We start from the raw sequence: 25,693 nt of genomic DNA, 5'->3' as shown, positions 1-25,693 counted from the left end.
ATGGAAGCAGAGTATTCCGCTGAACGAAGTCCGTTCTATTGGAAATAAAAAAGAGGAGGTCATATTAAAATGACAATGACAAAGATAGGGGTTTTGGGAGCAGGTTCTATGGGTGGCGGGATTGCCCACCTGGCAGCGGTGAAGGGCTTGGATGTGATTCTTTGCGATGTTGAGCAGCGGTTCGTCGACGGGGCCGTCCAGCGCATTGCCGGTTTTCTGGATAAGAATGTGGCTAAGCAAAAAATGACGGTTGAAGAAAAAGACGCTGCTTTGCAGCGCATCACCACCACCACCAATATGGAGGACCTAGCGTCGGTTCCTCTGGTCATTGAGGCGATTTTCGAAGATATGGATATCAAAAAGACAGCCTTTCAGAAATTGGATCAGATTTGCGGCCCGGAAACGATCATTGCCTCCAATACCTCCTCCATGTCCATCACCACTTTAGCGGCAGCCACCTCCCGCCCGGATCGGGTCGTAGGCATGCATTTCTTTAATCCTCCCCTGGTTATGCGTTTGGTCGAAGTCATCCGCGGCTATTACACCAGCGATGAGACGGTGGCCAAAGTATCCGATGTTTCCAGAGCCATGGGGAAAACCCCCGTTGAAGTGAAGAAGGATACGCCGGGCTTTATCGTCAACCGGATCATGATGCCCCAATTCCTGGAGGCGGTTCGCATCGCCGAGGAAGGAATCGCCTCCATCGAGGACATTGATACCGCCGTCAAGCTTGGTCTGAATTACCCCATGGGACCGTTTGAACTCATGGACTTCACCGGTGTAGAAATTTCTGTCCATGTCTCCGATTATTTCGTAGAAGAGTACAAAGATATGAAATGGAATGCGCCCCAATTGCTCAAGAACATTGTCCGGGCCGGACGTCTTGGCAAAAAGACCGGCGCCGGCTGGTACGATTACGACAAATAAGAAATAGTTCTCTGGAAATCCGTACCCTTGCTTCAGATGGAGCTTAAACTCCATCTGAAGCAGAGGTGTTCAAGGACAAGTGCATTCCATAGCGAGAAGAAATCAATGCTTACAAGAGGAGAGCAAGATGAAGGTAGAGATGAAAGTAAAAAGCATAAAGGGGCATTGTGCGGCAGGCTATCAAGTAGGGGAGAGGGTGATTTATTCTGAACCCAATATAACCTCCTGTGAAGGCAGCCCCCTTTGCCTATATGCGTTGAGCAGCTTCATTCCTTACCTGACTGCATTAGGCAGGGAAACAGAGGGTAAGGACTGGATTAACCAGCTTAGGGCGCTGCAATGCCCTGATCCTGCCAATACAGTGGTCTTTTCCTTGCAGCGGAACTGAATCTTACAGGGGGAGGAATATAGTTATGCCGGAAAATAGGGTGGTCGAGCTTACCGTTTGTAATGGAGTAGGGGTTATTACAATCAATAAACCGCCCGTCAATGCTCTGACCTTAGAGGTAAGAGGGCAATTGAAAGAAACCTTAAATGAAGTGGAAAAGAACACAGGGATTAGAGTCCTGGTCATTACCGGAGCAGGGCCCAAGTGCTTTGTGGCCGGTGCGGATATTAAAGATTTTCCCAATCAGTTTAAAGAAGGTCCCCGGGAAAATGCCACCATCTACAAAGAAATGTTCTCCTATTTGGAGAATACCCCCAGACCCGTGATCTGCGCTCTCAATGGCCTTGCTTTAGGCGGAGGCCTTGAACTGGCTTTGGCTTGTGATATCAGAATAGCGGATGAAAAGGCCAAGCTGGGCCTTACAGAAGTTCTGCTCGGTCTGCTTCCGGGACTTGGGGGCACCCAAAGACTGGCCCGGCTGGTAGGACCGGCGAAAGCGAAAGAACTTTTATTCAGCGGAAAAATTGTCAAAGCGGATGAGGCCCTTAGAATCGGCTTAGTCAATGAAGTGGTCCCCGCCGGTGAATCTTTGAATGAAGCCCTTAAATTAGCTGAGAAGTTGGCTAAAGGGGCCGGTATCGCCATGGGTTACGATAAGTTGTTAATCAATAAAGGCTTGGAACTCAGTTTAGCGGATGCTCTGGAAATGGAAATGCACTATGTGGAAAAGGTTTTTGAGACGGAGGATCTCCGTGAAGGTCTCGATGCCTTCATCAATAAGCGTGAAGCGGTATTTAAAAATCGTTAGCCCCATAAGGAGGATACCCTATGAACATTGTGGTATGCGTTAAGCAAACGATTGATACAGAAGCGAAAATAGTTTTGAACAGCGATGGCAAAGTAGATGTCAATGGGGTCACTCTGGTTATCAATCCTTTAGATGAGTATGCCATTGAAGAGGCTCTCCGGATGAAGGAGAAATTTGGCGGTGAAGTGACCGTGGTCACCCTCGGAGGAGAAGAAGCTACGGCGGCCATTCGCGGCGCTTTGGCGATGGGTGCCGATCAAGCGATTCACATTAAGGACCCTGCTCTGGGAGAGGTGGATGAGGGCATAGTCGCGGCTATACTGGCCAAGGCGGTGGAGCCCCTCCCTTATGACATTATTTTAGCGGGAGTTATGGACACAGATATAGGTTCGGCCCAGGTTGCGGTGCGTATGGCCGAAAAATTGGGACTTCCTTCCATCAGCAGTGTCACTAAATTAGATATTAACGGCAGTCAGGCAACAGCCCTGCGGGTTATCGACGGCGGACTGGCAACCCTTGAGGTTACGCTCCCTGCAGTCATAACCGTAGTTCAAGGGATCAATGAAGTTCGTTATCCATCCGTCGCCGGAATTATGAAAGCGAAGAAAAAACCCTTAACCACCGTTAAACTAAGCGATTTAGGGCTGAATGCCTCCGACTTCGCGCTGCAGGCAAAAGTTATCCACTATACTTTGCCTACCCCGAGAAAAGGCGGCAGAATACTTCCCGGTGAAGCAGCGGAATCCACTCGTGAATTAGCACGCCTGCTCCGCGAGGAAGCTAAAGTTCTCTAATCAGGTGAGGAAACACTGTAAAGGAGCGAGTCGTATGCCAAAGGGAATCTGGATATTTGTCGAACAAGCTGCCGGAAAAATTCGCAAAATATCTTTGGAATTATTAAGTCAGGGACGGAAAATTGCCGACCAGACGGGAGAACCCCTGGTAGCGGTCATTGCTGGGGAAGGGATCGCCCCTTTGGCCCAGGAAGCCGCTGCCTATGGAGTTGACCAGGTCTACTTACTGGACTCCCCACAATTGGCTCAGTACACTACCGGTGTCTATACTTCTGCACTGACTAAGCTCATTCGGGAAAAAGAGCCCCAGGCCTTTCTCCTGGGCTATACAGCAGTTGGAAAGGACTTGGCTCCCCGCCTTGCCCAACGTCTGGGAGTGGGTCTTGCTTCAGATGTCATCGACATTGAAGTGGATTCGGAAAAATTCCTGATCTGCAAACGCCCTGTTTATACGGGCAGTGCCTATAGCTTTGTCGAGATCGTGACCAGACCAGTCCTTGCTACGGTAAGGGCCAAATCTTTCCCAGTAGCGGAATCGACTCCCTCCAGGCAAGCCGAAGTCATTGAAAGGACGGTAACGGTCGATCCGGAAGATCTTAAGGTTCTTGTAAAGGATGTAGCCCTTTTGGTTACCAGCCGCCCGGCACTGACCGAAGCAGATTTTGTGGTCTCCGGTGGCCGGGGCATGAAAGCCCAAGAAAATTTCGCTATCCTGGAAGGGTTAGCCGATGTGATGGGGGGAGCGGTAGGAGCTTCGCGAGCAGCCGTGGATTCCGGTTGGATCGATAACCAGTTCCAAGTCGGACAGACGGGGAGCATTGTCGCCCCCACCTTGTATGTGGCCTGCGGGATCAGCGGAGCGATTCAGCACCTGGCCGGCATGGGGGCATCTAAGTTTATTGTTGCCATCAATAAAGACCCGGAGGCCCCGATTTTCAGCGTGGCCGATTATGGTATTGTAGGAGATTTGTTCGAGGTGGTGCCCTTGCTTACAGAAGAGTTCAAAAAACTGGTCAGCGCCTAAAGGGACGGGCGGAAAAGGAGAGGAGGGTCTCAAATAGCTACGCGGGTGCTTTATTGGAATATTGACGGGCATTGGCTCATCTATCCTCTGGCTGTGATTACTTTTATAATATTTTTCTACGGCTATTACCGGCGTTATCGTCTCTGGAAAATGGGACAGCCTGAAAAGCGTTGGCCGGGGCTGTGGCAAGGGATTAAAGATGTGTTGATTTACGGCTTTGGACACAAAAGAATTCTCAAAGAAGGATATCCGGGTCTCATGCATGCCATGATCTTCTGGGGATTTGCCTTGCTTTTCTTTGCCACCTTAATTGTGGCTATCCAGGCAGACTTTGGGCTGCAAATTTTCCGAGGACCCCTTTATCTCTTTATTAAAGTAACGGCCAATCTTTTTGGCTTATTGGCTCTGCTGGGAATCCTTATGGCCCTTTGGCGGCGTTATGTTATCCGCCCTCAAAGGTTGGATAATACCAAAGATGATGCCATCATTCTGGCCTTGATCTTGTTGATTCTGATAACCGGATTCATCGTACAAGGGCTCCGGATGGCTATCGAGCCGGATCCCTGGGCAACTTACGCCTTTATGGGTTATATTATGGCTCCCTGGCTGGCAAGCCTCTTTAGTGAAGCGACCCTGTTATCCTTGCACAAAATAATTTGGTGGATTCATCCCATCCTGGCCTTTACCTTGATCGCTTATTTTCCTTATTCCAAGCTCTCCCATATCCTGTTGGCTCCGGCCAATCAGGCATTGCGCCATCATGGTCCCCCAGGCGTGCCGGAGCCCATCGATTTTGAAGATGAGAGCATAGAAACTTACGGTAAAAGCAAGCTGCGGGAATTCAGCTGGAAAACCCTGTTTAACACCGATGCCTGTGTGAAATGCGGGCGCTGCCAGGATCATTGTCCCGCCTATTTGAGCGGCAAACACCTCAATCCCAAACAGGTGATTCAGGATCTGCGCGTTCATATGGAAGAGGTGGGCAAAGCCTATGAGAACTATAGGAAGAAGCATCCGACCACGGCCGTTGGAGGGGGAGCCGGCCTGCAGGAGACAGTTGCAGCGGCCCAAGGAAGTACTGGGCAGGAAAATTTGCCCGGTGAAGAAGAACTGGGTCTGCCTGAGCTTATCGGTCAGGTGATTTCAGAGAATGACATCTGGGATTGTACCACTTGCCGTTCCTGTGAGGAACAGTGTCCGATCTTTGTGGAACACGTGGACAAAACCGTGGCTATGCGTCGGAATCTGGTGCTCATGGAAAGTTGCTTTCCCCCGGAGGCCCAACTGGCCTTCCGCAATATGGAGAATAACGGCAACCCATGGGGAATTGGCTGGAGTACCCGGGCCGACTATCTACAAAGTTTGGATGTTCCCACCCTGGCCGAGAACCCTGAGGCGGAAATCCTTTATTACCCGGGCTGTTCTGGGGCCTTTGACGGGCGGAATCAGAAGGTTTCCGCGGCCATAGTGAAGCTGCTGCGGGAGGCGCAGGTCAATTTTGCCATCCTCGGCAATGAAGAGAAATGCTGCGGAGATTCGGCCCGCCGTTTGGGGAATGAGTACCTTTTCCACTCCTTGGCCACCGAGAATATTAAAGTGCTGAACGGCTATGGGGTAAAGAAGATTCTTACCCAATGTCCTCACTGTTTCAACTGCCTGAAACACGAATATCCCCAGTTTGGAGGAGATTTTGAAGTCCTTCATCATACGGAATACCTGAATGATCTGCTCAGTTCAGGACGTTTGCAACTCAATCATGGGATAGGCGGAGCAGATGGGCGCCGGATCACTTACCACGATTCCTGCTACTTAGGGCGTTACAACACTATTTATCAAGCTCCCCGCCAATTATTGCAAGAGGTTGGGCTTAATCTTCTGGAGATGGCCCATACCAAGGAAAAGAGCTTCTGCTGCGGAGCGGGGGGCGGTCGCATGTGGCTGGAGGAGCATCAAGGAGAGCGAATCAATGTGATGCGTGCCGATGAAGCCATCGCCCCAGGAGTAGATAGGGTGGGCACGGCATGTCCCTTCTGTTTGACCATGATCAGCGATGGAGTTGCAGCACGTGAGGCAGGTGAGCAGGTTAAAGTCCTGGACATTGCTGAAATTTTGGCTGAGAAGATATCCTAAATTTAAGCGGATAGATCCGGTATGGACTTAGCTCATCATCAGTGGGGGGCGAATCCCCCTTGAATGGAATCTCGTTCAATCCTATAAAAAATTTAGGAGGTTGTTATTATGTATTCAAAAGCCTTTATCCCTTATGGTGGTTATTACAGTACCCCATTTGCCCGTTGGCAGGGAGTCCTTCAGAATGAACATTCCGTTGAATTGGCCGCTGCTACAGCTAAACGATGGTTTGCCTCCAAAGGAATCGATCCGAAGATCTTTAAATACTTGGTTCTGGGAAAAACCATTGGTCAATTGCATACGTTTTATGCCGCTCCATGGGCGGCTGCTCTGATGGGAGCCCCGGATATTCCCGGTCTGCATATTACACAAGCCTGCTCAACCTCCACCACATGCTTGAGCCAAGCGGCTTCCAGTATTGAGACGGGTCTTTATGACACCTCATTCTGCCTGCTCACCGACCGGGCTTCCAATGGCCCCTTCACCCTTTGGCCCAATCCCATGGGCCCCGGTGGCGAGCTCATTAAGGAGAGCTGGATGATGGATAACTTTGCTGCCGATCCCTGGGCCGGCTCTGCAATGATCCAAACAGCCGAAAATGTGGTGGCCAAAGCCGGTGGAATTACCAAGGAGGATGTGGACCGGGTCACAGCCCGACGTTACGAACAATATAATGATGCCCTGGCCAACGACAGGGCCTTCCAAAAACGCTATATGTTCCCTGTGGAATATAAAATCAGCAAAAAGAAAACAGGCATTCTTGAAGAGGATGATGGTGTGACCTCTTCAACCTATGAGACCTTAGCTCCGTTGAAAGCGGTTATTCCTGGAGGAGTACACTCCTTCGGGGCCCAAACCCATCCGGCCGATGGCAATTGCGGGTTAATTGTCACGACGCAAGATAGAGCCCAGGAACTGAGTACGGACAAAAACATCCGGATTCAAATTCTTTCTTATGGTTATGCCCGCGCTGAGAAAGCTCATATGGCGGCAGCTGTAGTACCTGCCTCAAAAATGGCTTTGGACAAGGCCGGTATCGGAACCCAAGACTTGAAAGCCATTAAATCTCACAATCCTTTTACAGGGAATGATTTGTTTATGGCCAATGAAATGGGTCTGGATGTCATGAATATGAATAACTACGGCTGCTCACTGGTGTATGGGCATCCTCAAGGGCCGACAGCTGGTCGGACGATTATTGAAATGATTGAAGAACTGGTAATGCTGGGAGGCGGTTATGGTTTGTTCACAGGATGCGCCGCCGGCGACACAGGTGCGTCACTGGTCATTAAGGTCTCCTGATAGGGAAACGGCATACTGCGATTCTGTGTGGTATTGCTTAACATTGCGGTTTCCATGATGGTCGGATGCAACTTGTCTTGCTTAGAGTGTTTGGGATGGATTGTTCTATAGTTGCTGAAAGTAAGGGAGTGCCGCAAGCTATTAAAATAGCTTTTTCGGCACTCTCTTTTAAGTCTCAGATTCGATTGGGCAGACTCAGATTAAACATAGATAAAAAAGATAATGAACCATGCATATTTTTTAAAAAAAATAACATGATAAAAGGGGTTGACAAAGTTTGATTACTCTGGTAAAGTCTATAAATGTCGCCACTAAGTGCGGCGGCCAGTAACTAGTCACTAATCGAAAGATTATGTGATGAAAAAATAACAGTTGACGGAACTCGTCAAAAATGTTAAGATGAATCTCGCCGCTGAAAGCGGCAAAAACAAAAATGGTCTTTGAAAACTAAACAACAAGGAACAGCCAATGACTCGTCAAATGAGAGTAAGAAATTTGAGCAATCAAATGTTCTTCATAAATTTTATGGAGAGTTTGATCCTGGCTCAGGACGAACGCTGGCGGCGTGCCTAACACATGCAAGTCGAACGGACTAACGTTTAGCACTGAGTGTTCAGTGAAGTTGGTTAAAGCGAGAGCTCGAACGTAGTGAAGCGAAGAGAGAGCTCCAGGCTTTATAAAGTGCCAACACAGTGTGCTAAAGGGAAACAGTAAGAACACTGAGTGCTAGACGTTAGTTAGTGGCGGACGGGTGAGTAACGCGTGGATAACCTACCTAGTAGACCGGGACAACCCTTGGAAACGAGGGCTAATACCGGATGAGCTTAATTAGTGGCATCACTGATTAAGGAAAGATGGCCTCTGAAAATGCTATCGTTAGTAGATGGATCCGCGTCTGATTAGCTAGTTGGTGGGGTAAAGGCCTACCAAGGCGACGATCAGTAGCCGGCCTGAGAGGGTGAACGGCCACACTGGGACTGAGACACGGCCCAGACTCCTACGGGAGGCAGCAGTGGGGAATCTTCCGCAATGGACGAAAGTCTGACGGAGCAACGCCGCGTGTACGACGAAGGCCTTCGGGTTGTAAAGTACTGTCTTCAGGGACGAACGGTAAGTATGTAAATAATGTACTTACATGACGGTACCTGAGGAGGAAGCCCCGGCTAACTACGTGCCAGCAGCCGCGGTAATACGTAGGGGGCAAGCGTTGTCCGGAATCATTGGGCGTAAAGGGCGCGTAGGCGGATACTTAAGTCTGGTGTGAAAACCTAGGGCTCAACCCTGGGACTGCATCGGAAACTGGGTATCTTGAGGACAGGAGAGGAAAGTGGAATTCCACGTGTAGCGGTGAAATGCGTAGATATGTGGAGGAACACCAGTGGCGAAGGCGACTTTCTGGACTGTAACTGACGCTGAGGCGCGAAAGCGTGGGGAGCAAACAGGATTAGATACCCTGGTAGTCCACGCCGTAAACGATGAGTGCTAGGTGTAGAGGGTATCGACCCCTTCTGTGCCGCAGTTAACACACTAAGCACTCCGCCTGGGGAGTACGGCCGCAAGGTTGAAACTCAAAGGAATTGACGGGGGCCCGCACAAGCGGTGGAGCATGTGGTTTAATTCGACGCAACGCGAAGAACCTTACCAAGGCTTGACATCCATAGAATCCTGTGGAAACATGGGAGTGCCCTTCGGGGAGCTATGAGACAGGTGGTGCATGGTTGTCGTCAGCTCGTGTCGTGAGATGTTGGGTTAAGTCCCGCAACGAGCGCAACCCCTATGTTTAGTTGCTAACGCGTAATGGTGAGCACTCTAGACAGACTGCCGGTGACAAACCGGAGGAAGGTGGGGATGACGTCAAATCATCATGCCCCTTATGTCTTGGGCTACACACGTGCTACAATGGCCAGTACAGACGGAAGCGAAGCCGTGAGGTGAAGCCAATCCGAGAAAGCTGGTCTCAGTTCGGATTGTTCTCTGCAACTCGAGAACATGAAGTCGGAATCGCTAGTAATCGCAGGTCAGCATACTGCGGTGAATACGTTCCCGGGCCTTGTACACACCGCCCGTCACACCACGAAAGTCTGCAACACCCGAAGCCGGTGAGGTAACCCGAAAGGGAGCTAGCCGTCGAAGGTGGGGCCGATGATTGGGGTGAAGTCGTAACAAGGTAGCCGTATCGGAAGGTGCGGCTGGATCACCTCCTTTCTAAGGAGACATGTTCACTCTGGAAGTGAGCATATCCTGAGGTCGATGCTTTGAAGGACGTCACGGAAGCAATGAAGTGAAACGGTTCAAAGCTGGAGAAGTCTGAAGAGACTTCGAGATGCCGAAGAGGCAAAGCAGGGGAAATCTGCATAAGATGACCCTGAAATCGAGTCAAACCTGTTCAAGCGCAAGCTTACTTGTTGTTTAGTTTTGAGGGACCAGCAATGGAAACTCATTATTTTTTTGACCAAAAGTCAAGAAAAACTGTTCTTTGAAAACTGCACAGAGAAGAAAAAACTGTAATTTAGGATAACATCTGAAAAACCTGAATGTGGCGGAGACGTTTGGTCAAGCTACTAAGGGCGTACGGTGGATGCCTAGGCGCTAAGAGTCGAAGAAGGACGCGGCGAGCGGCGAAACGCCACGGGGAGCAGTAAGCATGCTTTGATCCGTGGATATCCGAATGGGGCAACCCATCCAGAGTCATATCTGGATATCGTTAACTGAATTCATAGGTTAACGAAGACAACCCGGGGAACTGAAACATCTAAGTACCCGGAGGAAGAGAAAGAATCATCGATTCCCTGAGTAGCGGCGAGCGAAACGGGAACAGCCCAAACCAATCCCTTCGGGGGTTGGGGTTGTAGGACCTTCTGTTAGGTCTGAATCTCTAGTCGAAGAGGTCTGGAAAGGCCGGGCAAAGCAGGTAACACCCCTGTAGGCGAAAGAGAGACAGACTGTGAAGGGATCCTGAGTACCGCGGGACACGTGAAACCCCGTGGGAAGCAGGGAGGACCACCTCCCAAGGCTAAATACTCCTTAGCGACCGATAGCGAACCAGTACCGTGAGGGAAAGGTGAAAAGCACCCCGGGAGGGGAGTGAAAGAGAACCTGAAACCGTACGCTTACAAGCAGTCAAAGCACCCATGAGGTGTGATGGCGTGCCTTTTGTAGAATGAACCGGCGAGTTACGGTATGTAGCAAGGTTAAGACGAGAAGTCGGAGCCGGAGCGAAAGCGAGTCTGAAAAGGGCGCTTAAGTTACATGCTGTAGACCCGAAACCGTGTGATCTACCCATGGACAGGGTGAAGGTGGGGTAAAACCCACTGGAGGCCCGAACTCACTGTCGTTGAAAAGGCAGGGGATGAGCTGTGGGTAGGGGAGAAATTCCAATCGAACACGGAGATAGCTGGTTCTCCCCGAAATAGCTTTAGGGCTAGCCTCAATGGATGATTCTTGGCGGTAAAGCACTGAATAGGCTAGGGGCCTTACCGGGTTACCGAACCTTATCAAACTCAGAATGCCAAGAATTTTAGATTGGGAGTCAGACTGTGGGGGATAAGCTTCATAGTCAAAAGGGAAACAGCCCAGACCATCAGCTAAGGTCCCCAAGTATACGCTAAGTGGAAAAGGATGTGGAATTGCATAGACAACCAGGATGTTGGCTTAGAAGCAGCCACCATTTAAAGAGTGCGTAATAGCTCACTGGTCGAGTGGTTCTGCGCCGAAAATGTAACGGGGCTCAAGCGTATCACCGAAGCTATGGCTTGCACACGATGTGTGCAGGGGTAGGGGAGCGTTCTATTTGCTGAGAAGTTCAACTGTGAGGTTGGGTGGAGTGAATAGAAGTGAGAATGCCGGTATGAGTATGCGAAAAGGTGAGTGAGAATCTCACCCGCCGAAAACCTAAGGATTCCTGGGGAAGGCTCGTCCGCCCAGGGTAAGTCGGGACCTAAGCCGAGGCGAAAAGCGTAGGCGATGGACAACTGGTTGAAATTCCAGTACCACTCAGGAGCGTTTGAGCGATGGGGTGACACAGAAGGATAGGTTAAGCGTGCCGTTGGTCGAGCACGCCCAAGCCCATAGGAAGTGAGATAGGCAAATCCGTCTCGCGAGAATTCTGAAGGGTGATGGGGAGCGAAATGAGTAGCGAAGTAACTGACTCCAAGCTGTCAAGAAAAGCCTCTAGTGAGCAAGTGAGTGCCCGTACCGCAAACCGACACAGGTAGGTAAGGAGAGAATCCTAAGGCGCGCGAGAAAACCCTCGTTAAGGAACTCGGCAAAATGACCCCGTAACTTCGGGAGAAGGGGTGCTCTATGCAAGTAGAGCCGCAGAGAAGAGGTCCAGGCGACTGTTTATCAAAAACACAGGTTCCTGCCAATCTGAAAAGAGAAGTATAGGAGCTGACGCCTGCCCGGTGCTGGAAGGTTAAGAGGAGAGGTTAGCCGTAAGGCGAAGCTTTGAATTGAAGCCCCAGTAAACGGCGGCCGTAACTATAACGGTCCTAAGGTAGCGAAATTCCTTGTCAGGTAAGTTCTGACCCGCACGAAAGGCGTAACGATCTGGACACTGTCTCAACGAGGGACTCGGCGAAATTGTAATACCCGTGAAGATGCGGGTTACCTGCGACAGGACAGAAAGACCCCATGGAGCTTTACTGTAGCTTGACATTGGACTTTGGTATAAAATGTACAGGATAGGTGGGAGACTGAGAAGCTAGGGCGCCAGCCTTGGTGGAGTCAATGGTGGGATACCACTCTTTTTGTACTGAAGTTCTAACTTAGGCCCCTGAATCGGGGTTGAGGACCGTGTCAGGTGGGCAGTTTGACTGGGGCGGTCGCCTCCTAAAGAGTAACGGAGGCGCCCAAAGGTTCCCTCAGCGCGGATGGAAATCGCGCGAAGAGTGTAAAGGCAGAAGGGAGCTTGACTGCGAGACCAACAAGTCGAGCAGGGACGAAAGTCGGGCTTAGTGATCCGGTGGTACCGAGTGGAAGGGCCATCGCTCAACGGATAAAAGCTACCCTGGGGATAACAGGCTTATCTCCCCCAAGAGTCCATATCGACGGGGAGGTTTGGCACCTCGATGTCGGCTCATCGCATCCTGGGGCTGTAGTAGGTCCCAAGGGTTGGGCTGTTCGCCCATTAAAGCGGTACGTGAGCTGGGTTCAGAACGTCGTGAGACAGTTCGGTCCCTATCCGTCGCAGGCGCAGGAAATTTGAGAGGAACTGACCCTAGTACGAGAGGACCGGGTTGGACGGATCACTGGTGTACCAGTTGTCTCGCCAGAGGCAGTGCTGGGTAGCTATATCCGGAGCGGATAAGCGCTGAAAGCATCTAAGCGCGAAACCGGCCTCAAGATGAGATTTCCCACAGAGTAATCTGGTAAGACCCCTGAAAGATGATCAGGTAGATAGGCCCGGAGTGGAAGTGCCGTGAGGTATGGAGCTGACGGGTACTAATCGGTCGAGGGCTTGACCTAACGAATCGCAACGAAAAAGGAACTCACTGAAGGGCTCAAATCTGCAGTGAGGACGATGAAAGACTAAATTACAGTGGAAGAGGATCTGTGCAGTTTTGAGGGAACAGAGTTCCGAGAGGAACACTGAAACTTCAAAGGATCTGGTGACTATACCGGAGGGGTCCCACCCGTTCCCATCCCGAACACGGAAGTTAAGATCTCCAGGGCTGATGATACTTGGACCGCAGGGTCCTGGGAAAGTAAGTCGTTGCCAGGTAAGTAGAGTGAAGAGACCGTCTGTAGTAGATGGTCTTTTTGCTTTGGTTCAAATGGTGCACCGGTGCACCATTTGGATTCTCATGGGTGGGGGAGTTAGCTTTTTTCCTTGCGGAAAAACAAGGTGTGTGTAAGAGGCTTTGGGGTCGAGATTTCTACATGAGATGTATTGGAGATGAAAGGCATGACAGCTGGAGCCGGTTCGAATTCCTTAGTGAAAAGAGTTTTATGGATTGATATTCTGAAAGGGTTAGGTATTATTGCCGTAGTGCTTGGTCACTCAGGTTATCAAAATGGCTATTTTATGTTTTTCTTTCACATGCCTTTGTTTGTTTTTGCAAGTGGCTATTTGTACAAAAAGAATTCCAATATGTCATGGTGGGAAGCTTCAAAAAGAAAATTTAAGCATCTGATGGTTCCCTATATTGCTTATATGTTGCTTATAACGCTGATTATGTGCAGCTATAATCTAGTCGCTGGTGCGCCTCTTCTTAAGGCATTAAGTCTGGATTGGAAGAGCCTGATCCTGGGTGGCAGCTTGCTCAATGGTGCTTATGGTGTGTTTTGGTTTGTGACATTTTTATTTACCGTCCAAATTCTATATGACTTTTTACAGCGCAAAGTGAAATCTTCCTGGTTCTTAGGGTTAATTATTATAGCCTTCTATGGAATAGCTCATTGGGAATCGACAAATTACCAACACATCTTTGTACCAGGGAATGTGGACGTTGCTCTATTTGGAATCATCTTCTACGCTTTGGGGCATTTATTTCATGAAAAGGATTGGCTCAATAAAGAAGGGGTAGGCCGATTATTGTTGCTCGGAGCGATAGCCTATCTGGCAGTCTTTTTCTATTTGTATGCTGAAGGTATGATTCGCTTTGGCTTAGATTTAAAGCATCGCCAGTATTACTTTTTGGGCACGGTTATCCTAACCCCTTTAACCTGTACAATAATCGTTGCATTTTTAAGCAAGCTGCTTAGCCGCATTAAGGTGATCCGCACAATGTTGGAGTTTTTAGGGAAGGCCACCATGGAGATAATGTATCTCCATATTATGACCGGAATCATCATCAGTAAGTTTATCCCCTTGCCATGGTATTTATTTTTATTGGCGGGGCTGATCTTTCCCAGTGTCTGGTATTATAGTTTACTGAAGCTCAAGGAGTTGAAAAATATCCGCAGCCACACTCGTTACCTTGCAAAAGAAAAAATCTAAAATATAATTAGAGGTGCTATAATAAACTAGAAGTGGTGTAATAATGAACGAGCGGATCATTCGAAAAATTCATGGTTTGGTTTTTCCTGCCTTACTGATTATACTATGGCAAGGCGTTAGTTATTTTGGCTGGGTTAACCCCTACCTTTTGCCTTCACCGGGTGATATTATAGGGGCATTTACGGAACTTTTATTCACAGGGGAGATTTTTACCCATATCAAATCTAGCCTTTTCAGACTGGGAGTGGGGATGGCAATTACCATAGGGCTTGCCGTTCCCCTCGGTTTGTTCATTGGACTTTTTAGCCGGGCGCAGAAGTTTATCACTCCCACCTTAGCATTCTTGCAGCAAATCCCCACGATTGCCTGGATTCCTGTCTTTATTCTTTGGCTGGGCATTGGCGAGGCAATGAAGATTGCGCTGATGGTCTACGCAGCGTTTTTTCCTGTCTTTATTAACACATTATTTGGCATTCAATCCGTAGATCAGAAATTAAAAGAGGTGGCCCAGGCTTTCAGTTTAGGTTACCAGGCAAGGATTACTCATGTTTATCTCCCTTCGGCAGCGCCCCATTTTTTTGTGGGCATACGCTTAGGCTTCAGCAACTGTTGGCGGGCCCTGGTAGCTGCCGAAATTATTGCTTCTTCAAAGGGATTAGGCTATCTGTTGATGGAGGGTAGAAATCTAGCCCAGGCGGAGTTAATTTTTGTTTCGATTTTTATCATCGGCAGCCTTGGTGCATTGATTGACTACGGGATTAAGTACCTTGAACAAAGAGCATTACCTTGGCATAAGGCATGACAAAGGAGAAAGAATGAGGCCGCTTTTAGAGATTGACGGGGTAAGGAAAGAGTTTATCACCCCCAGAACGAATACAACTGCCTTAGCAAAAGTATATATGACTGTAGCAGGGGGGGAGTTTATATGTCTGGTTGGGCCCAGCGGTTGTGGAAAAACAACCTTGCTGCGCCTTATAGCAGGCTTAGAGCTGCCCACAGCCGGCACAGTGTCCATCCTGGGAAAGAAAGTGCTGGGGCCTAGCCGCCAATGTGGAATGGTTTTTCAAGAACCGCGACTTTTCCCTTGGCTCACAGTGGCAGATAATATTGGGGTGGGGGTAAAGGGAAGACTTTCAGTTTCCGATTTGCAACAGGCAGTGGATTATCAGCTTGAGCTCATCGGCTTAACTGACTTTGCCCAGGTTTATCCCCATGAATTATCCGGTGGTATGGCCCAAAGGGTAGCTATCGCACGGGCCTTGGCCATTGATCCGGAGCTCCTCCTTTTGGATGAACCCTTTTCAGCATTGGATGCTCTTACCCGTAGACGCATGCAGGATGAGATTTTGCAGCTTTGGCGAGCTACCGGCAAAACCATGATCATGGTGACTCATGACATCGATGAAGCCATTAATCTCGGACAGCGGGTCTTAGTGTTTTCCCCTTCCCCCGGTCGAATCACTCACGTCTTTGATGTGGAAAAAGAGAAGCGGGTGGAGATTAAACGAGAGATCATGAGTTGCTTAACACTATAATAAAAGGCAAAGAAAGAAGGACTACCATTGCTAAAAAGAAAAACCCCATTCATTTATCTACTATGCCTGTTTCTGCTTTTGCTGGGAACACAGGGCTGCAGCACAGTAAAGCAGGGTCAACCGGAAGAAAAGAAGCCTCAGGCATTGACTCAGCTTAACGCATCCTACTCCACACGGCCCATTAACGTTCCTGCTATCGTTGCCCTCGACCAACATAATTTTGAAAAAGATTTTCAAGGGGAGGGTATCGATTTTAAATGGACTGAGATTGCAGCGGGGCCGGCACAGCTTGAAGCCCTGGCTTCCAAGAGTATCGATATAAGCACCTCTATGAATTATGTGTCCGCTTTGCTGGCCAAAGCCAATGGTAACGATATCAAGGTCGTTGCCGGGTATTCACAATTTCCTAAAGGGATCGCTATCGTTGCTCAAACTGAGCTTAATGTCAAAACATTAGCTGATCTGAAGGGTAAGAAAATCGCCCTGCAAAAGGGAACCATGCTCCATGAGTTCTTAATTAAGGCCCTGAAAAAAGAGAACTTAAGTCCCGGGGATGTGGAAATGGTAGCGATGGAATCTGTAGATGCAGCTCCTGCCTTGATGGGCGGACAAATTGATGCGGCTATTTTACCTGACCCCCTTCTGACGAAAGTGGTCAGTTCCGGAAAAGGGACTTTAGTTCTGAATGCGGAAGGGCTGATAACCGGTCAAACCTTTATCGTAGCGAGAGCAGACTTTGCCCTGGAGCATCCCGAAGCCGTCAAACGCTTTATTCAACTCCATGAGGAAAGTATTCACTGGGCCGAGCAGAACAAAGAGCAGTTTTACAGTGTTGCCGGTGAACAACTGAAGCTGGAGCCTAAAGCAGTGGCGGCACTTTACCCGAAATTTATGTTTTCCACGGAAATTAATTCGGAAATGATTCATGAGCTTAAACTATCGGCACAGTTTCTGCAAGAGAATGGGTTTATCAAGTCTACAATAAACACGGATCAATTGGTGGATGATCTGGTGGGGACGAGCCATTGAGAGATATTAATCAACCGCTGACCCCCGATTTTGAACAGGATACGGTCTATATTGTGCCATTTGCAGAAATATTCTTATTATTTAAAAAGATTTGGTGTACAATATAACCAAGAAGAGAGAGAAAAAGGGGAGTGACACACTGATGAAGGTTTATGTTGTGAAATGTATGGATACCAACTTTGTCAGCTCAATAGATAAGATTTTTCTTAATAAGCAGGAAGCAGAAAGATATGCTGCCCTCCAAACGAAGAAATACGACTTTGTGACCTTCATGGTCACTGAATACCAGGTATTCAGTGATGGGAGTCAATGCAGCTTGGCAGTTTAACTCCATAGGGGTGTAAAGCATCATTTAGGATGAAAATGGTACAGGATAAGCAGGTTGCCTGGTATTTAACAGGTCGCCTGCTTTATTTGCGTTTAATATAAATAGATAGTTATTAGAGACTAAGAGAGCGGTTTAAAGCTCTCTTTACTTTTTATGAAAACGTGTTTATTCGTTAGGAAAAATGAACAAACTAAGCAATGTCAAGCACAATCTGTGAATGCAAAAGGGAAAAGGTTAAAAAAAGGAGGAAGGTATCTTGAAATCCAGGAAAAAAATATTACTCGGATTACTGGTGCTCGCACTGGCTGTTACAGTGCTTATAGGCTGTAATAACCAAAAACCTGGCCCAGGGACAGCTGTTACACCGCCGCCAACGGATCAACAGCCTGTCGCCCAATATGTGGGCAGCGATAGCTGCAAAACCTGCCACGCTGAATATCATACTAATTTTGAGAAATCCCACCATGCCCTGGCCTTTAAGCCCCTATCGGATTATCCCTTAACCCAGCCAGCAGGTGAAATCAAGCTTTTTGATGCTAAGGCTACGGATAAGACAGGGAACCTTGACTTGGCCAATAAGGACCAAGTTTATGGAGTCATGATGGATCACTACGTTGTTGCTAAGGCGCCTGAGGGTTTCACAGATAAGGTATATCGTGTCGCAGCCCTTGAAAAGTCGGGAGATAAATATGTGGTCAAACCTGCGAAAGAAGCAGATATTGATAAAGACGGCAAACCCGACTATACAGCAGAGAGCTATACATGCGGCAGTTGTCATTCACCAGGCATCGAACACAATTCAAAAGACTATGGCGTATCCTGTGAATCCTGTCATGGCCCGGGAGGAAACCATGTTACTGCTGCCAATAAAGCAGGGACAATGGATCCTAAAACGGCGGTTAACGCCTGTAATTCCTGTCACGAAAGCAACCCGAGCAAGAACGACAAAGGAGTATGGACAGCCAATACTCACTACGGAACACGGAACTATTTTGCCAGCAAGCATGGACAAAGCGCTTCCATGAACTGTCTGACATGTCATGATTCTCATAAACCCAATGCCAGCGGTTTACTTTTAAAAGCAGACAAAGCGCAGGATATCTGTGCCAAGTGTCATGAGGGGAAATCCTTTGATCTTGAGAAGATGATGTGGAAGAACCCAACCGATGCACGAGGGCACTTTACTAAAGATCATAGCTTTGGCGCTCTTCCCTACGATAAATTAGGGGATGATAAAAAGACACCTGAGATTGAGATTACCAATCAGGAAGCCATCGATTTGATCACCAAACTACTTCCAGAGGCCGCTAAAAAATAAATAAACGTTAAACTATTTGGCAATCCAGACTCCCTTGAAGTAGCAAGAGGATTCTTACTACGATCAGGGGAGTTTTTCTTTAACCGTTCGCAAGTTGAATATGACATTTTAACAGAGATTCAAAGCAGCTGAGGGATAATTCATTGTTTAGTTTGAAAATTCATAATATTATGATAAGACATAGGTTGACATACTTGGGAGTTCTGGCGGAGTGAGAATAATCGAAGGAGTGGGGATTATGAACGATCCGGTCTGGTATAATTGTTATGAAGAAGGGGTACCTAAACGTATCGAGATCGAGAACATATCGCTATACGAAATGTTCGAGCGCAGCGCCAAAAACTTTGGCCAGCGGCCGGCTATAGTTTTTGGCGGCAAGACCTGGACTTATACGGACATGGAGCGGGATGTCGATCGTTTGGCTAAGGCGTTAAGCAGACTTGGTGTCAAGCCTAAGGACCGAATTTCTATCAATATGCCCAACTCTGCGACCTGGATGATTAGTTTCTTTGCCATCATGAAAGTTGGTGCTATCGTAGTTCAGACCAACCCACTCTATGTCGAAGGCGAGCTAAAAGCACTTATGAATGACTCCGGTGCGATAGGTATGATTACTGTTGCACCTCTCTACCCGAGAGTTCAGGGAATCCGTCAAGAAACATCGCTTAAGTGGGTTCTTGTAGAAGGCCTAAAGGCCATGGGCCTGGATGAAGGAGAAGGAACTTGTGACTTCCACGGTTGCCTCAATGATGACTCCGAGGTTGAGTGGTCCAAGCCGGTTATCGATCCCCAGACAGATATTGCCGTGTTGCAATATACCGGAGGAACCACTGGCACCTCAAAGGGCGCCATGCTTTCCCACGGCAATCTTTATGCTAACGCTTACCAGATTTGGGAGTGGATTAAAGGGTCACCAGGACAAGAAAAATCCTTATGCGTCATTCCCTTGTTTCATATCTACGCCTTATCCGTCTGTATGAATACCTCAATTCTTGGGGGAAGTGCCGTGATTCCCGTTCCCAAATTCGATGCGGATCTTATCCTAAAACTTATTAATGATGAGAAGCCCACCCTTTATCCAGGAACTCCAACCATGTATGTAGCGTTGATTAACCATCCCAAGCTTAAAGAGCATGATGTTTCCTCCATCAGGGCATGTGTCAGTGGCTCGGCTCCTTTGCCTGTGGAAGTCGCACTGCGCTTTGGAGAGTTGACCGGCGGGAAGCTTGTGGAGGGCTATGGGTTATCTGAGGCCTCGCCTGTGACTCATATTAATCCTTTCCCCAGTGCCCGCGTAGGTTCCATCGGCACACCTGTCTCCAATACCCAAGCCAAGATTGTGGATATAGAGCTGGGAGATAAAGAGCTTCCTGTAGGGGAAGTCGGAGAACTGGCTGTTAAAGGTCCCCAGGTCATGCTGGGGTACTGGCAAAGAGAAAATGAGACCAGAGCGGTGTTGCGGGACGGATGGTTGTATACCGGTGATCTGGCCCGCATGGATGAAGATGGGTACTTTTATGTTGTCGATAGAAAAAAAGATATGATTATTACCGGTGGCTATAATGTTTATCCCCGTGAAATTGAAGAAGCATTATATGCTCATCCTGCCGTCAGAGAAGCGATATGTGCAGGAGTTCCGGATTCATACTGGGGAGAGAAAGTAAAGGCTTATGTAGTGCTGAGAGAAGAGCAGCAAGTCACAGAGGAGGAGCTTCTTAGTTTCTTAAAGAAAGAATTAGCCTCCTATAAAGTGCCGAAGCAAATTGAAATCAGGGATAATCTGCCTAAGACAGCCGTTGGTAAGGTACTGAGGAGATTTTTAGTTGAGGAAGAAAAACAAAAACTGGAAGAACATGCACAGGAAGCTTAAAGCGCCCTGTGGAATTTTGACAGGTTAAGGAAAAGAAGCGAGTGACAACTCGCTTCTTTTCCTTGTAAGTGCTCTCCTAAAGAGTCACTTCATTTGCAAGGGGAACATGATGGCCGTCATGCTCTCCTTCCAATATTTAATTCGTCATTAATCCTTAATGTCGGCCCCTTTACCCATCTGCTCTTCGGCAAATGCCACCATTTTTTTGACCATATTGCCGCCGATTTGTCCGACTTCCCGGGTGGTCATGTTTTCAAAACCTCTTTCCTGGATGTCGTCGTCTAAATGGAGTTCCTCAGCAACTTCCCATTTAAGTTGATCCAACTTGTTTTCGGATTCAGGAACCATTGGCGTTTTATTGCTCATGTGACCTGCCTCCTTTTTTATAGAACATTGGGAAATTCTCAAGGGTCATTATTAAAGTAACCAAATTGAAGAATTCTATACATAACAAAAAAAGAGCCCAACGCGTTGCTGGGCATAGAGCAGAGGGGTTAGATTGAGGAGGAGTGAAATGAGAAGGTAACTAATGTACCACACAAAATTAGATTGATGTGCATTTCACAATTAGATTGTAACCCATTTCGCAAGCCTTGGCTAGCCCTTTTTAAAATTTCCGAATATTAAAATTATTTACTTAATACCTCATTCGAGTGTAGAATGTATTTACATGATTAGGCCGGGCAGAAAGCGGGTAAATTTATGACGACAGCTTATTTTATACATCTCAATGGCATCGTTCAAGGTGTAGGCTTTAGACCCTATGTCTACCGTTTAGCTCATGAAATGGGAATTAAAGGGTGGGTGAACAATTCCAGCCATGGAGTTTATATTCATGCTGAAGGTTTACAGGTTCCGGTTTTCTATAGGCGTTTGCTTCAAGAGGTGCCCCCGTTAGCCAAGATTACTCATGAAGAATACCGAGAAGTAGCATTTGGCAATTATGCAGATTTTGCAATCCTGCAAAGTCGGGAGGAAGGGCAAGCCGATGTGCTCATTTCTCCGGATATAGCTACCTGTGGAGATTGTCTGGCTGAGCTCAGGGATGTGCAGGATTTGCGTTATCGATATCCTTTTATCAACTGCACCAATTGCGGGCCCCGTTACACGATTATTCAAGATGTACCCTATGACCGGGCCCAGACGACGATGCAGTCCTTCCCCATGTGCCCTGTCTGCGCTCAGGAGTATGCAGATCCCCTGAACCGGCGCTTTCATGCTCAGCCTGTAGCTTGCTCTCAATGTGGTCCTGCGGTTCAGCTTTTGAATGCTCAAGGTGATTTCTGCGCAGGTCTGGGCATTGAACAGATAGCCCGGGGAGAAATTATTGCTATCAAAGGGTTAGGCGGATTTCATTTAGTTTGTGATGGAGGAAATCCGACAGCTGTTCAACGCTTACGCCAGCGCAAAGAAAGAGGAGCTAAGCCTTTTGCTTTAATGGCCCGCAATCTTGAGGTCATTCGCAGATATCTTAAAGTCTCTTTAAAAGAGGAAGAGCTATTAAAGAGTTCAGCAGCTCCTATCGTCATCTTAGAAAGAAAAAAGGAAAGCGGGAATGTTCTTCCTGACGAACTGGCCCCAGGGCTTCACACCCTGGGAGTGATGCTCCCTTATACTCCCCTCCATGCCCTGCTTTTCGATGGAGCCTTTGATTTTTTGGTGATGACCAGTGGGAATCTCAGTGGCCGTCCTTTGATTTATACTAATGAAGAGGCTGTCCGGGAGCTTAAAGGGATCGCCGACTATTTTCTCCTTCATAACCGGGATATTTTTCATCCCTGTGATGATTCTGTGGTTCAAGTCATTGGAGATGAGGCCGTCTTGCACCGGCGGGCCCGTGGTTATGTTCCGCTCCCTCAGAAATGTCCCCAGGATTTGAAGGCTTCAATCTTAGGGGTAGGGGGAGAATTAAAAAATGCCTTTTGTCTGGGGGCCAAAGACAGAGCCTTTACCAGCCAATATATCGGAGATATGGAAGGGTACGAGAATTTTCAGCGTTTTCGTCAGGAGCTCGCTTCCTTCCAAAAAGTAGTGCAAATTGTACCTGAGGTGGTAGCCTATGATGCCCACCCCGATTTCCAGACCACACAGTTTGCCTTGGCAGGCCCCTGGCCGCAGAAAATAAAAGTACAGCATCACCACGCCCATTTAGTGAGTGTCTTGGGAGAGCATGGCATCACAGCCCCTGCCTTAGGTGTGGTGTGTGACGGGACAGGCTGGGGTGAGGATCGGCGAATCTGGGGATTTGAGTTTTTGAAGGGAAATGCTGAAGGATACCGGCGTTTGGCTCATTTGGAATATCTGCCCTTACCTGGAGGAGATGCCGGAGCTAAACATCCCCTGCGGATTGCCTATGCCTATGGAAAAAGCCTGCTCTCTGAGCGGGAGTGGCTGATGACGGAAAGATTATGGGAAAGGCTTGCTGGGGCTGAGCAGAAGATTCTCGATCAACAGCTGGAGAAAAGGCTTCAGATCTTTGAGACATCCAGTGGAGGCAGGCTATTCGATGCGGTGAGCGCTTTGCTGGGTATCTGTACAAGCGTTACCTATGAAGGGCAGGCCGCTATCGAATTAGAGAGTAAGGCTGCACTGTGGTCCGGCAAAAACAGTGAAGATGCGCTTGAGCCACGCTACCTTATCGAGTGGGCTGAGAATGGGGAATGCTTAATCTTAAAGGTGAAGGAACTCTATTGGGGTATTATTCAGGATGTACTTGACGGGAAAGAGCCCGCTTTTATAGCTTATCATTTTCACGATTCTCTGGCTCACGGGATTGTCCGGACGGTGCTTGAGCTTCAGGTTGGTGAAGGCCCCCTTGTTCTGACGGGTGGGGTCTTCCAGAATAAACTTTTAACGGAAAAGGTATTGGTACTATGTAAAGCTTTCGGGATCCAAGTCATCCGTGCCAAGGAGTTGCCGCCGGGTGATGGGGGATTAGCCTTAGGTCAAATATTGATAGGGAATGAGAGGTGCTCATAATGTGTATAGCTATTCCTGCCCTGGTGGTATCCATAGATGAAATGATGGCCAAAGTTGATATGATGGGCAATGAACGTATCGTCGGGACTCATCTGGTACCAGATGTGCAGGTGGGGGACTATGTTTTGGTTCACGCCGGGTTTGCTATTGAAATCGTTGACCCTCAGTATGCTAAAGAGACAGAAGAATTACTGATAGAGGAAGCGAATGCACGTGAATAATTATAATTCAAAGCAATCGGTTAAAGAAGTGGCGGCGGGCTATCTAAAAGAAATTCGGGAATTAGCGGCAGCCCCCTATACGGTTATGGAGGTATGTGGAACTCATACTGTGGCTATTGCCAAGAATGCCTTGCGGGATTTGCTGCCGGCTCAGATTCGCTTGGTCTCCGGTCCGGGGTGCCCTGTATGTGTTACAGACAGCAGCGATATTGATCAGTTTCTCTATCTGGCTGCTCAGCCTCATGTCATTACCGCAACCTTTGGCGATATGATTCGGGTGCCCGGCTCGCAAAAGAGTCTGCAGATGCTGCGTGGGGAAGGGGCGGATATCCGCATTGTTTACTCCACACTGGACGCCTTGGACCTGGCCCGGAAGAACCCTGACAAAGAAGTGGTCTTTCTCGGCGTGGGCTTTGAGACCACCGTTCCCACGGTGTGTGTAAGCATTGAACAGGCCCAAAAGGAAGATATCAGGAATTACAGTATTTTATCCATGCATAAGCTTGTGCCTCCTGTGCTGCGCGCCTTAGCAGAGGATCCGGAGACGGAAGTGGATGGGTTTCTGGATCCCGGTCATGCCTGCGCTATTATTGGCAGCGAAGCCTTGGCCTTTATGGCTGAGGATTACGCCATGCCCGGAGTGGTTACTGGTTTTGAAGCTCTGGATATCCTGGAGGGGTTGGTCATGCTGCTCCGGCAAAGAGACCAAGGCCGTGCGGAGATAGAAATACAATATGATAAGATCGTGAAACCGGAAGGCAATCGGGTAGCTCAGGCTCTCATCCATAAGATCTTTGAACCGGTTGATGCAGCATTTCGGGGACTCGGTATCATTCCTCTGGGAGGGTTGGGGGTCCGTAAGGAATATGAGGATTGGGATGCTGCGAAAAAATTCGCGCTCCCGGAGTTTGAGACCGTAGAAATCCCCGGCTGCCGCTGTGGGAACGTTCTAAAGGGGCAGATTACTCCACCTGAGTGTCCATTATTTGCCCGTAAGTGTACCCCCTTGTCTCCTGTGGGACCTTGCATGGTTTCCTCAGAAGGGTCTTGTGCAGCTTATTACCGATATGCGCAAAGGAGTGGGATATAAATGGAGCGAATTATTATGGCACATGGCAGCGGGGGACGCTTAAGCCATCAATTGGTCCAGGAGATTTTCCAGAAACATCTGAGCAACGATTTCCTTAATCAGATGAATGATGCCACCTGCCTGCCCGGAAGTGAAAAACTGGCCGTAACCACGGATTCCTTTGTGGTTTCCCCGATTTTTTTCCGAGGGGGCGATATCGGCAAGTTAGCAGTTTGCGGCACTATCAATGACTTGGCCGTAGCGGGGGCTCAGCCCCGCTACCTTTCCCTGGCAGTGATCCTGGAAGAAGGATTTCCCATCGGCGATCTCGAAAGAATTGTCATGAGCATTGCCGAGACATCCCGTCAGGCCGGTGCAGCCATCGTCTGCGGGGATACTAAGGTCGTAGAGCGGGGCAGTGCGGATAAAATTTTCATCAATACTACGGGGATAGGGATGATTCAAGAGCGGTTGGTAGGACCTCACTGTATCAAACCGGGGGATTATGTCCTGATCAGCGGTACCCTTGGTGATCATGGGATTTCCATTCTTGCCGATCGGGAGGGGTTGGAATTTGAGACCCCTGTCATCAGTGATTGTGCGCCTTTAAATCATCTTATCGACAGCTTCTATATGCCGGGAGTGCATTGCATGCGTGACCCTACCCGGGGGGGTGTCGGTACAACTTTGAATGAGCTGGCCCGTCAGGCCCAGGTCAGCATCCTTCTTGAAGAAGAAAAACTACCCCTCAACCCTGGAGTTGCGGGAGCTTGTGGAATGCTGGGATTGGATCCTCTCTACCTTGCCAATGAAGGGAAAGTTCTGGTGATCGTTTCACCGGAAGCTGTGGAAAGAGTCTTAATTCAGATGAGAGCTCATCCTCTTGGCAAAGAGGCCGCAGTTATCGGCAGGGTTGAAGAAGCCGATCCGGGACTTGTCCTGCTGGAGACTCCCCTGGGAGGAAAACGCATCGTAGGAATGCTGGAAGGTGAGCATCTGCCAAGGATTTGCTGAATCAAGGGGACAGGTAC

Annotated in this window: 19 protein-coding genes and 3 rRNA genes; 21 read left to right on the top strand and 1 reads right to left on the bottom strand. The window is 48.5% G+C overall.

The window, feature by feature from the left end:
* The first annotated feature begins 69 nt into the window (after nt 1-69).
* The 17 genes from DHAF_RS18220 to DHAF_RS18135 all read left to right on the top strand — a co-directional run bounded on the left by DHAF_RS18220 (nt 70) and on the right by DHAF_RS18135 (nt 20,393).
* The gene (locus DHAF_RS18220) at nt 70-927 is read left to right on the top strand and encodes a 3-hydroxyacyl-CoA dehydrogenase family protein (protein WP_011460375.1); all 858 of its coding nucleotides are present in this window, start codon (nt 70-72) and stop codon (nt 925-927) included.
* A 127-nt stretch (nt 928-1,054) separates the two neighbouring features.
* Entirely contained in the window at nt 1,055-1,315 is a 261-nt protein-coding gene (locus DHAF_RS18215; protein ID WP_015944701.1) for a TIGR04076 family protein, read from the top strand.
* 25 nt (nt 1,316-1,340) lie between these two features.
* Complete coding sequence (locus tag DHAF_RS18210) at nt 1,341-2,123, top strand: enoyl-CoA hydratase (RefSeq protein WP_015944700.1); 783 nt, start codon at nt 1,341-1,343, stop codon at nt 2,121-2,123.
* Between the two features lie 20 nt (nt 2,124-2,143).
* Entirely contained in the window at nt 2,144-2,917 is a 774-nt protein-coding gene (locus DHAF_RS18205) for an electron transfer flavoprotein subunit beta/FixA family protein (RefSeq protein ID WP_011460372.1), read from the top strand.
* Nucleotides 2,918-2,951: 34 nt separating this feature from the next.
* A complete protein-coding gene (locus tag DHAF_RS18200) occupies nt 2,952-3,941 on the top strand; it encodes an electron transfer flavoprotein subunit alpha/FixB family protein (RefSeq protein WP_015944699.1) in 990 nt (329 codons plus the stop codon).
* A gap of 33 nt (nt 3,942-3,974) precedes the next feature.
* Nucleotides 3,975-6,071, top strand: a complete 2,097-nt coding sequence (locus DHAF_RS18195) for a heterodisulfide reductase-related iron-sulfur binding cluster (protein ID WP_041271989.1) — start codon at nt 3,975-3,977, stop codon at nt 6,069-6,071.
* A gap of 108 nt (nt 6,072-6,179) precedes the next feature.
* Nucleotides 6,180-7,373, top strand: a complete 1,194-nt coding sequence (locus DHAF_RS18190) for a thiolase family protein (protein WP_011460369.1) — start codon at nt 6,180-6,182, stop codon at nt 7,371-7,373.
* A 522-nt stretch (nt 7,374-7,895) separates the two neighbouring features.
* A 16S ribosomal RNA gene (locus tag DHAF_RS18180) occupies nt 7,896-9,578 on the top strand.
* A gap of 346 nt (nt 9,579-9,924) precedes the next feature.
* A 23S ribosomal RNA gene (locus DHAF_RS18175) occupies nt 9,925-12,839 on the top strand.
* 139 nt (nt 12,840-12,978) lie between these two features.
* Nucleotides 12,979-13,095, top strand: a 5S ribosomal RNA gene (gene rrf, locus DHAF_RS18170).
* Together the 16S, 23S and 5S rRNA genes form the textbook arrangement of a ribosomal RNA operon.
* 174 nt (nt 13,096-13,269) lie before the next feature.
* A complete protein-coding gene (locus DHAF_RS18165; RefSeq protein WP_242659901.1) occupies nt 13,270-14,313 on the top strand; it encodes an acyltransferase family protein in 1,044 nt (347 codons plus the stop codon).
* 43 nt (nt 14,314-14,356) lie between these two features.
* Nucleotides 14,357-15,115, top strand: a complete 759-nt coding sequence (locus DHAF_RS18160) for an ABC transporter permease (RefSeq protein ID WP_005810699.1) — start codon at nt 14,357-14,359, stop codon at nt 15,113-15,115.
* Nucleotides 15,116-15,128: 13 nt separating this feature from the next.
* Nucleotides 15,129-15,848 carry an ABC transporter ATP-binding protein gene (locus DHAF_RS18155; RefSeq protein WP_015944697.1) on the top strand — a complete coding sequence of 240 codons (720 nt, stop codon included), beginning with the start codon at nt 15,129-15,131 and terminating at the stop codon, nt 15,846-15,848.
* 27 nt (nt 15,849-15,875) lie between these two features.
* Nucleotides 15,876-16,877, top strand: a complete 1,002-nt coding sequence (locus DHAF_RS18150) for an NrtA/SsuA/CpmA family ABC transporter substrate-binding protein (RefSeq protein ID WP_005810703.1) — start codon at nt 15,876-15,878, stop codon at nt 16,875-16,877.
* Between the two features lie 142 nt (nt 16,878-17,019).
* Complete coding sequence (locus DHAF_RS18145; RefSeq protein ID WP_015944696.1) at nt 17,020-17,205, top strand: hypothetical protein; 186 nt, start codon at nt 17,020-17,022, stop codon at nt 17,203-17,205.
* Nucleotides 17,206-17,461: 256 nt separating this feature from the next.
* Nucleotides 17,462-18,523, top strand: coding sequence for a cytochrome c3 family protein (locus tag DHAF_RS18140; protein WP_011460365.1), 1,062 nt, complete (start codon nt 17,462-17,464; stop codon nt 18,521-18,523).
* Between the two features lie 238 nt (nt 18,524-18,761).
* Nucleotides 18,762-20,393 carry a long-chain-fatty-acid--CoA ligase gene (locus DHAF_RS18135; protein WP_005810709.1) on the top strand — a complete coding sequence of 544 codons (1,632 nt, stop codon included), beginning with the start codon at nt 18,762-18,764 and terminating at the stop codon, nt 20,391-20,393.
* A 147-nt stretch (nt 20,394-20,540) separates the two neighbouring features.
* Here the strand turns inward: DHAF_RS18135 and DHAF_RS18130 are convergent, their stop codons facing one another.
* Nucleotides 20,541-20,759 carry an alpha/beta-type small acid-soluble spore protein gene (locus tag DHAF_RS18130; protein ID WP_005810711.1) on the bottom strand — a complete coding sequence of 73 codons (219 nt, stop codon included), beginning with the start codon at nt 20,757-20,759 and terminating at the stop codon, nt 20,541-20,543.
* Between the two features lie 336 nt (nt 20,760-21,095).
* Between DHAF_RS18130 and hypF the strand changes: the two genes are divergently transcribed.
* Genes hypF through hypE form a run of 4 tightly spaced genes read left to right on the top strand, consistent with a single transcriptional unit; the run spans nt 21,096 to nt 25,676 of the window.
* On the top strand, nt 21,096-23,372 hold the full coding sequence (gene hypF, locus DHAF_RS18125) for a carbamoyltransferase HypF (RefSeq protein ID WP_005810713.1): 2,277 nt from the start codon (nt 21,096-21,098) through the stop codon (nt 23,370-23,372).
* Nucleotides 23,372-23,593: a HypC/HybG/HupF family hydrogenase formation chaperone gene (locus tag DHAF_RS18120; RefSeq protein ID WP_005810715.1), complete on the top strand. Its 222-nt coding sequence runs from the start codon at nt 23,372-23,374 to the stop codon at nt 23,591-23,593. The genes hypF and DHAF_RS18120 overlap by 1 nt, the downstream gene beginning before the upstream one ends.
* Nucleotides 23,580-24,683: a hydrogenase formation protein HypD gene (gene hypD, locus DHAF_RS18115; RefSeq protein ID WP_005810717.1), complete on the top strand. Its 1,104-nt coding sequence runs from the start codon at nt 23,580-23,582 to the stop codon at nt 24,681-24,683. The genes DHAF_RS18120 and hypD overlap by 14 nt, the downstream gene beginning before the upstream one ends.
* The gene (hypE, locus tag DHAF_RS18110) at nt 24,684-25,676 is read left to right on the top strand and encodes a hydrogenase expression/formation protein HypE (RefSeq protein WP_005810719.1); all 993 of its coding nucleotides are present in this window, start codon (nt 24,684-24,686) and stop codon (nt 25,674-25,676) included.
* Nucleotides 25,677-25,693 lie beyond the last annotated feature (17 nt).

Origin of the sequence: Desulfitobacterium hafniense DCB-2, assembly GCF_000021925.1 — a bacterium.
Classification (GTDB): domain Bacteria; phylum Bacillota; class Desulfitobacteriia; order Desulfitobacteriales; family Desulfitobacteriaceae; genus Desulfitobacterium; species Desulfitobacterium hafniense.
The sequence above is the reverse complement of the archived record's forward strand: the minus strand, read 5'-3'. Positions and strand labels throughout refer to the sequence as shown.

Coding starts and splice junctions, on each gene's coding strand:
- hypF (WP_005810713.1), top strand. CDS start 21,096: ATGACGACAGCTTATTTTATACATCTCAATGGCATCGTTCAAGGTGTA.
- DHAF_RS18120 (WP_005810715.1), top strand. CDS start 23,372: ATGTGTATAGCTATTCCTGCCCTGGTGGTATCCATAGATGAAATGATG.
- DHAF_RS18215 (WP_015944701.1), top strand. CDS start 1,055: ATGAAGGTAGAGATGAAAGTAAAAAGCATAAAGGGGCATTGTGCGGCA.
- DHAF_RS18190 (WP_011460369.1), top strand. CDS start 6,180: ATGTATTCAAAAGCCTTTATCCCTTATGGTGGTTATTACAGTACCCCA.
- DHAF_RS18220 (WP_011460375.1), top strand. CDS start 70: ATGACAATGACAAAGATAGGGGTTTTGGGAGCAGGTTCTATGGGTGGC.
- DHAF_RS18200 (WP_015944699.1), top strand. CDS start 2,952: ATGCCAAAGGGAATCTGGATATTTGTCGAACAAGCTGCCGGAAAAATT.
- DHAF_RS18160 (WP_005810699.1), top strand. CDS start 14,357: ATGAACGAGCGGATCATTCGAAAAATTCATGGTTTGGTTTTTCCTGCC.
- hypE (WP_005810719.1), top strand. CDS start 24,684: ATGGAGCGAATTATTATGGCACATGGCAGCGGGGGACGCTTAAGCCAT.
- DHAF_RS18205 (WP_011460372.1), top strand. CDS start 2,144: ATGAACATTGTGGTATGCGTTAAGCAAACGATTGATACAGAAGCGAAA.
- DHAF_RS18130 (WP_005810711.1), bottom strand. CDS start 20,759: ATGAGCAATAAAACGCCAATGGTTCCTGAATCCGAAAACAAGTTGGAT.
- DHAF_RS18145 (WP_015944696.1), top strand. CDS start 17,020: ATGAAGGTTTATGTTGTGAAATGTATGGATACCAACTTTGTCAGCTCA.
- DHAF_RS18155 (WP_015944697.1), top strand. CDS start 15,129: ATGAGGCCGCTTTTAGAGATTGACGGGGTAAGGAAAGAGTTTATCACC.
- DHAF_RS18210 (WP_015944700.1), top strand. CDS start 1,341: ATGCCGGAAAATAGGGTGGTCGAGCTTACCGTTTGTAATGGAGTAGGG.
- hypD (WP_005810717.1), top strand. CDS start 23,580: ATGCACGTGAATAATTATAATTCAAAGCAATCGGTTAAAGAAGTGGCG.
- DHAF_RS18135 (WP_005810709.1), top strand. CDS start 18,762: ATGAACGATCCGGTCTGGTATAATTGTTATGAAGAAGGGGTACCTAAA.
- DHAF_RS18165 (WP_242659901.1), top strand. CDS start 13,270: ATGAAAGGCATGACAGCTGGAGCCGGTTCGAATTCCTTAGTGAAAAGA.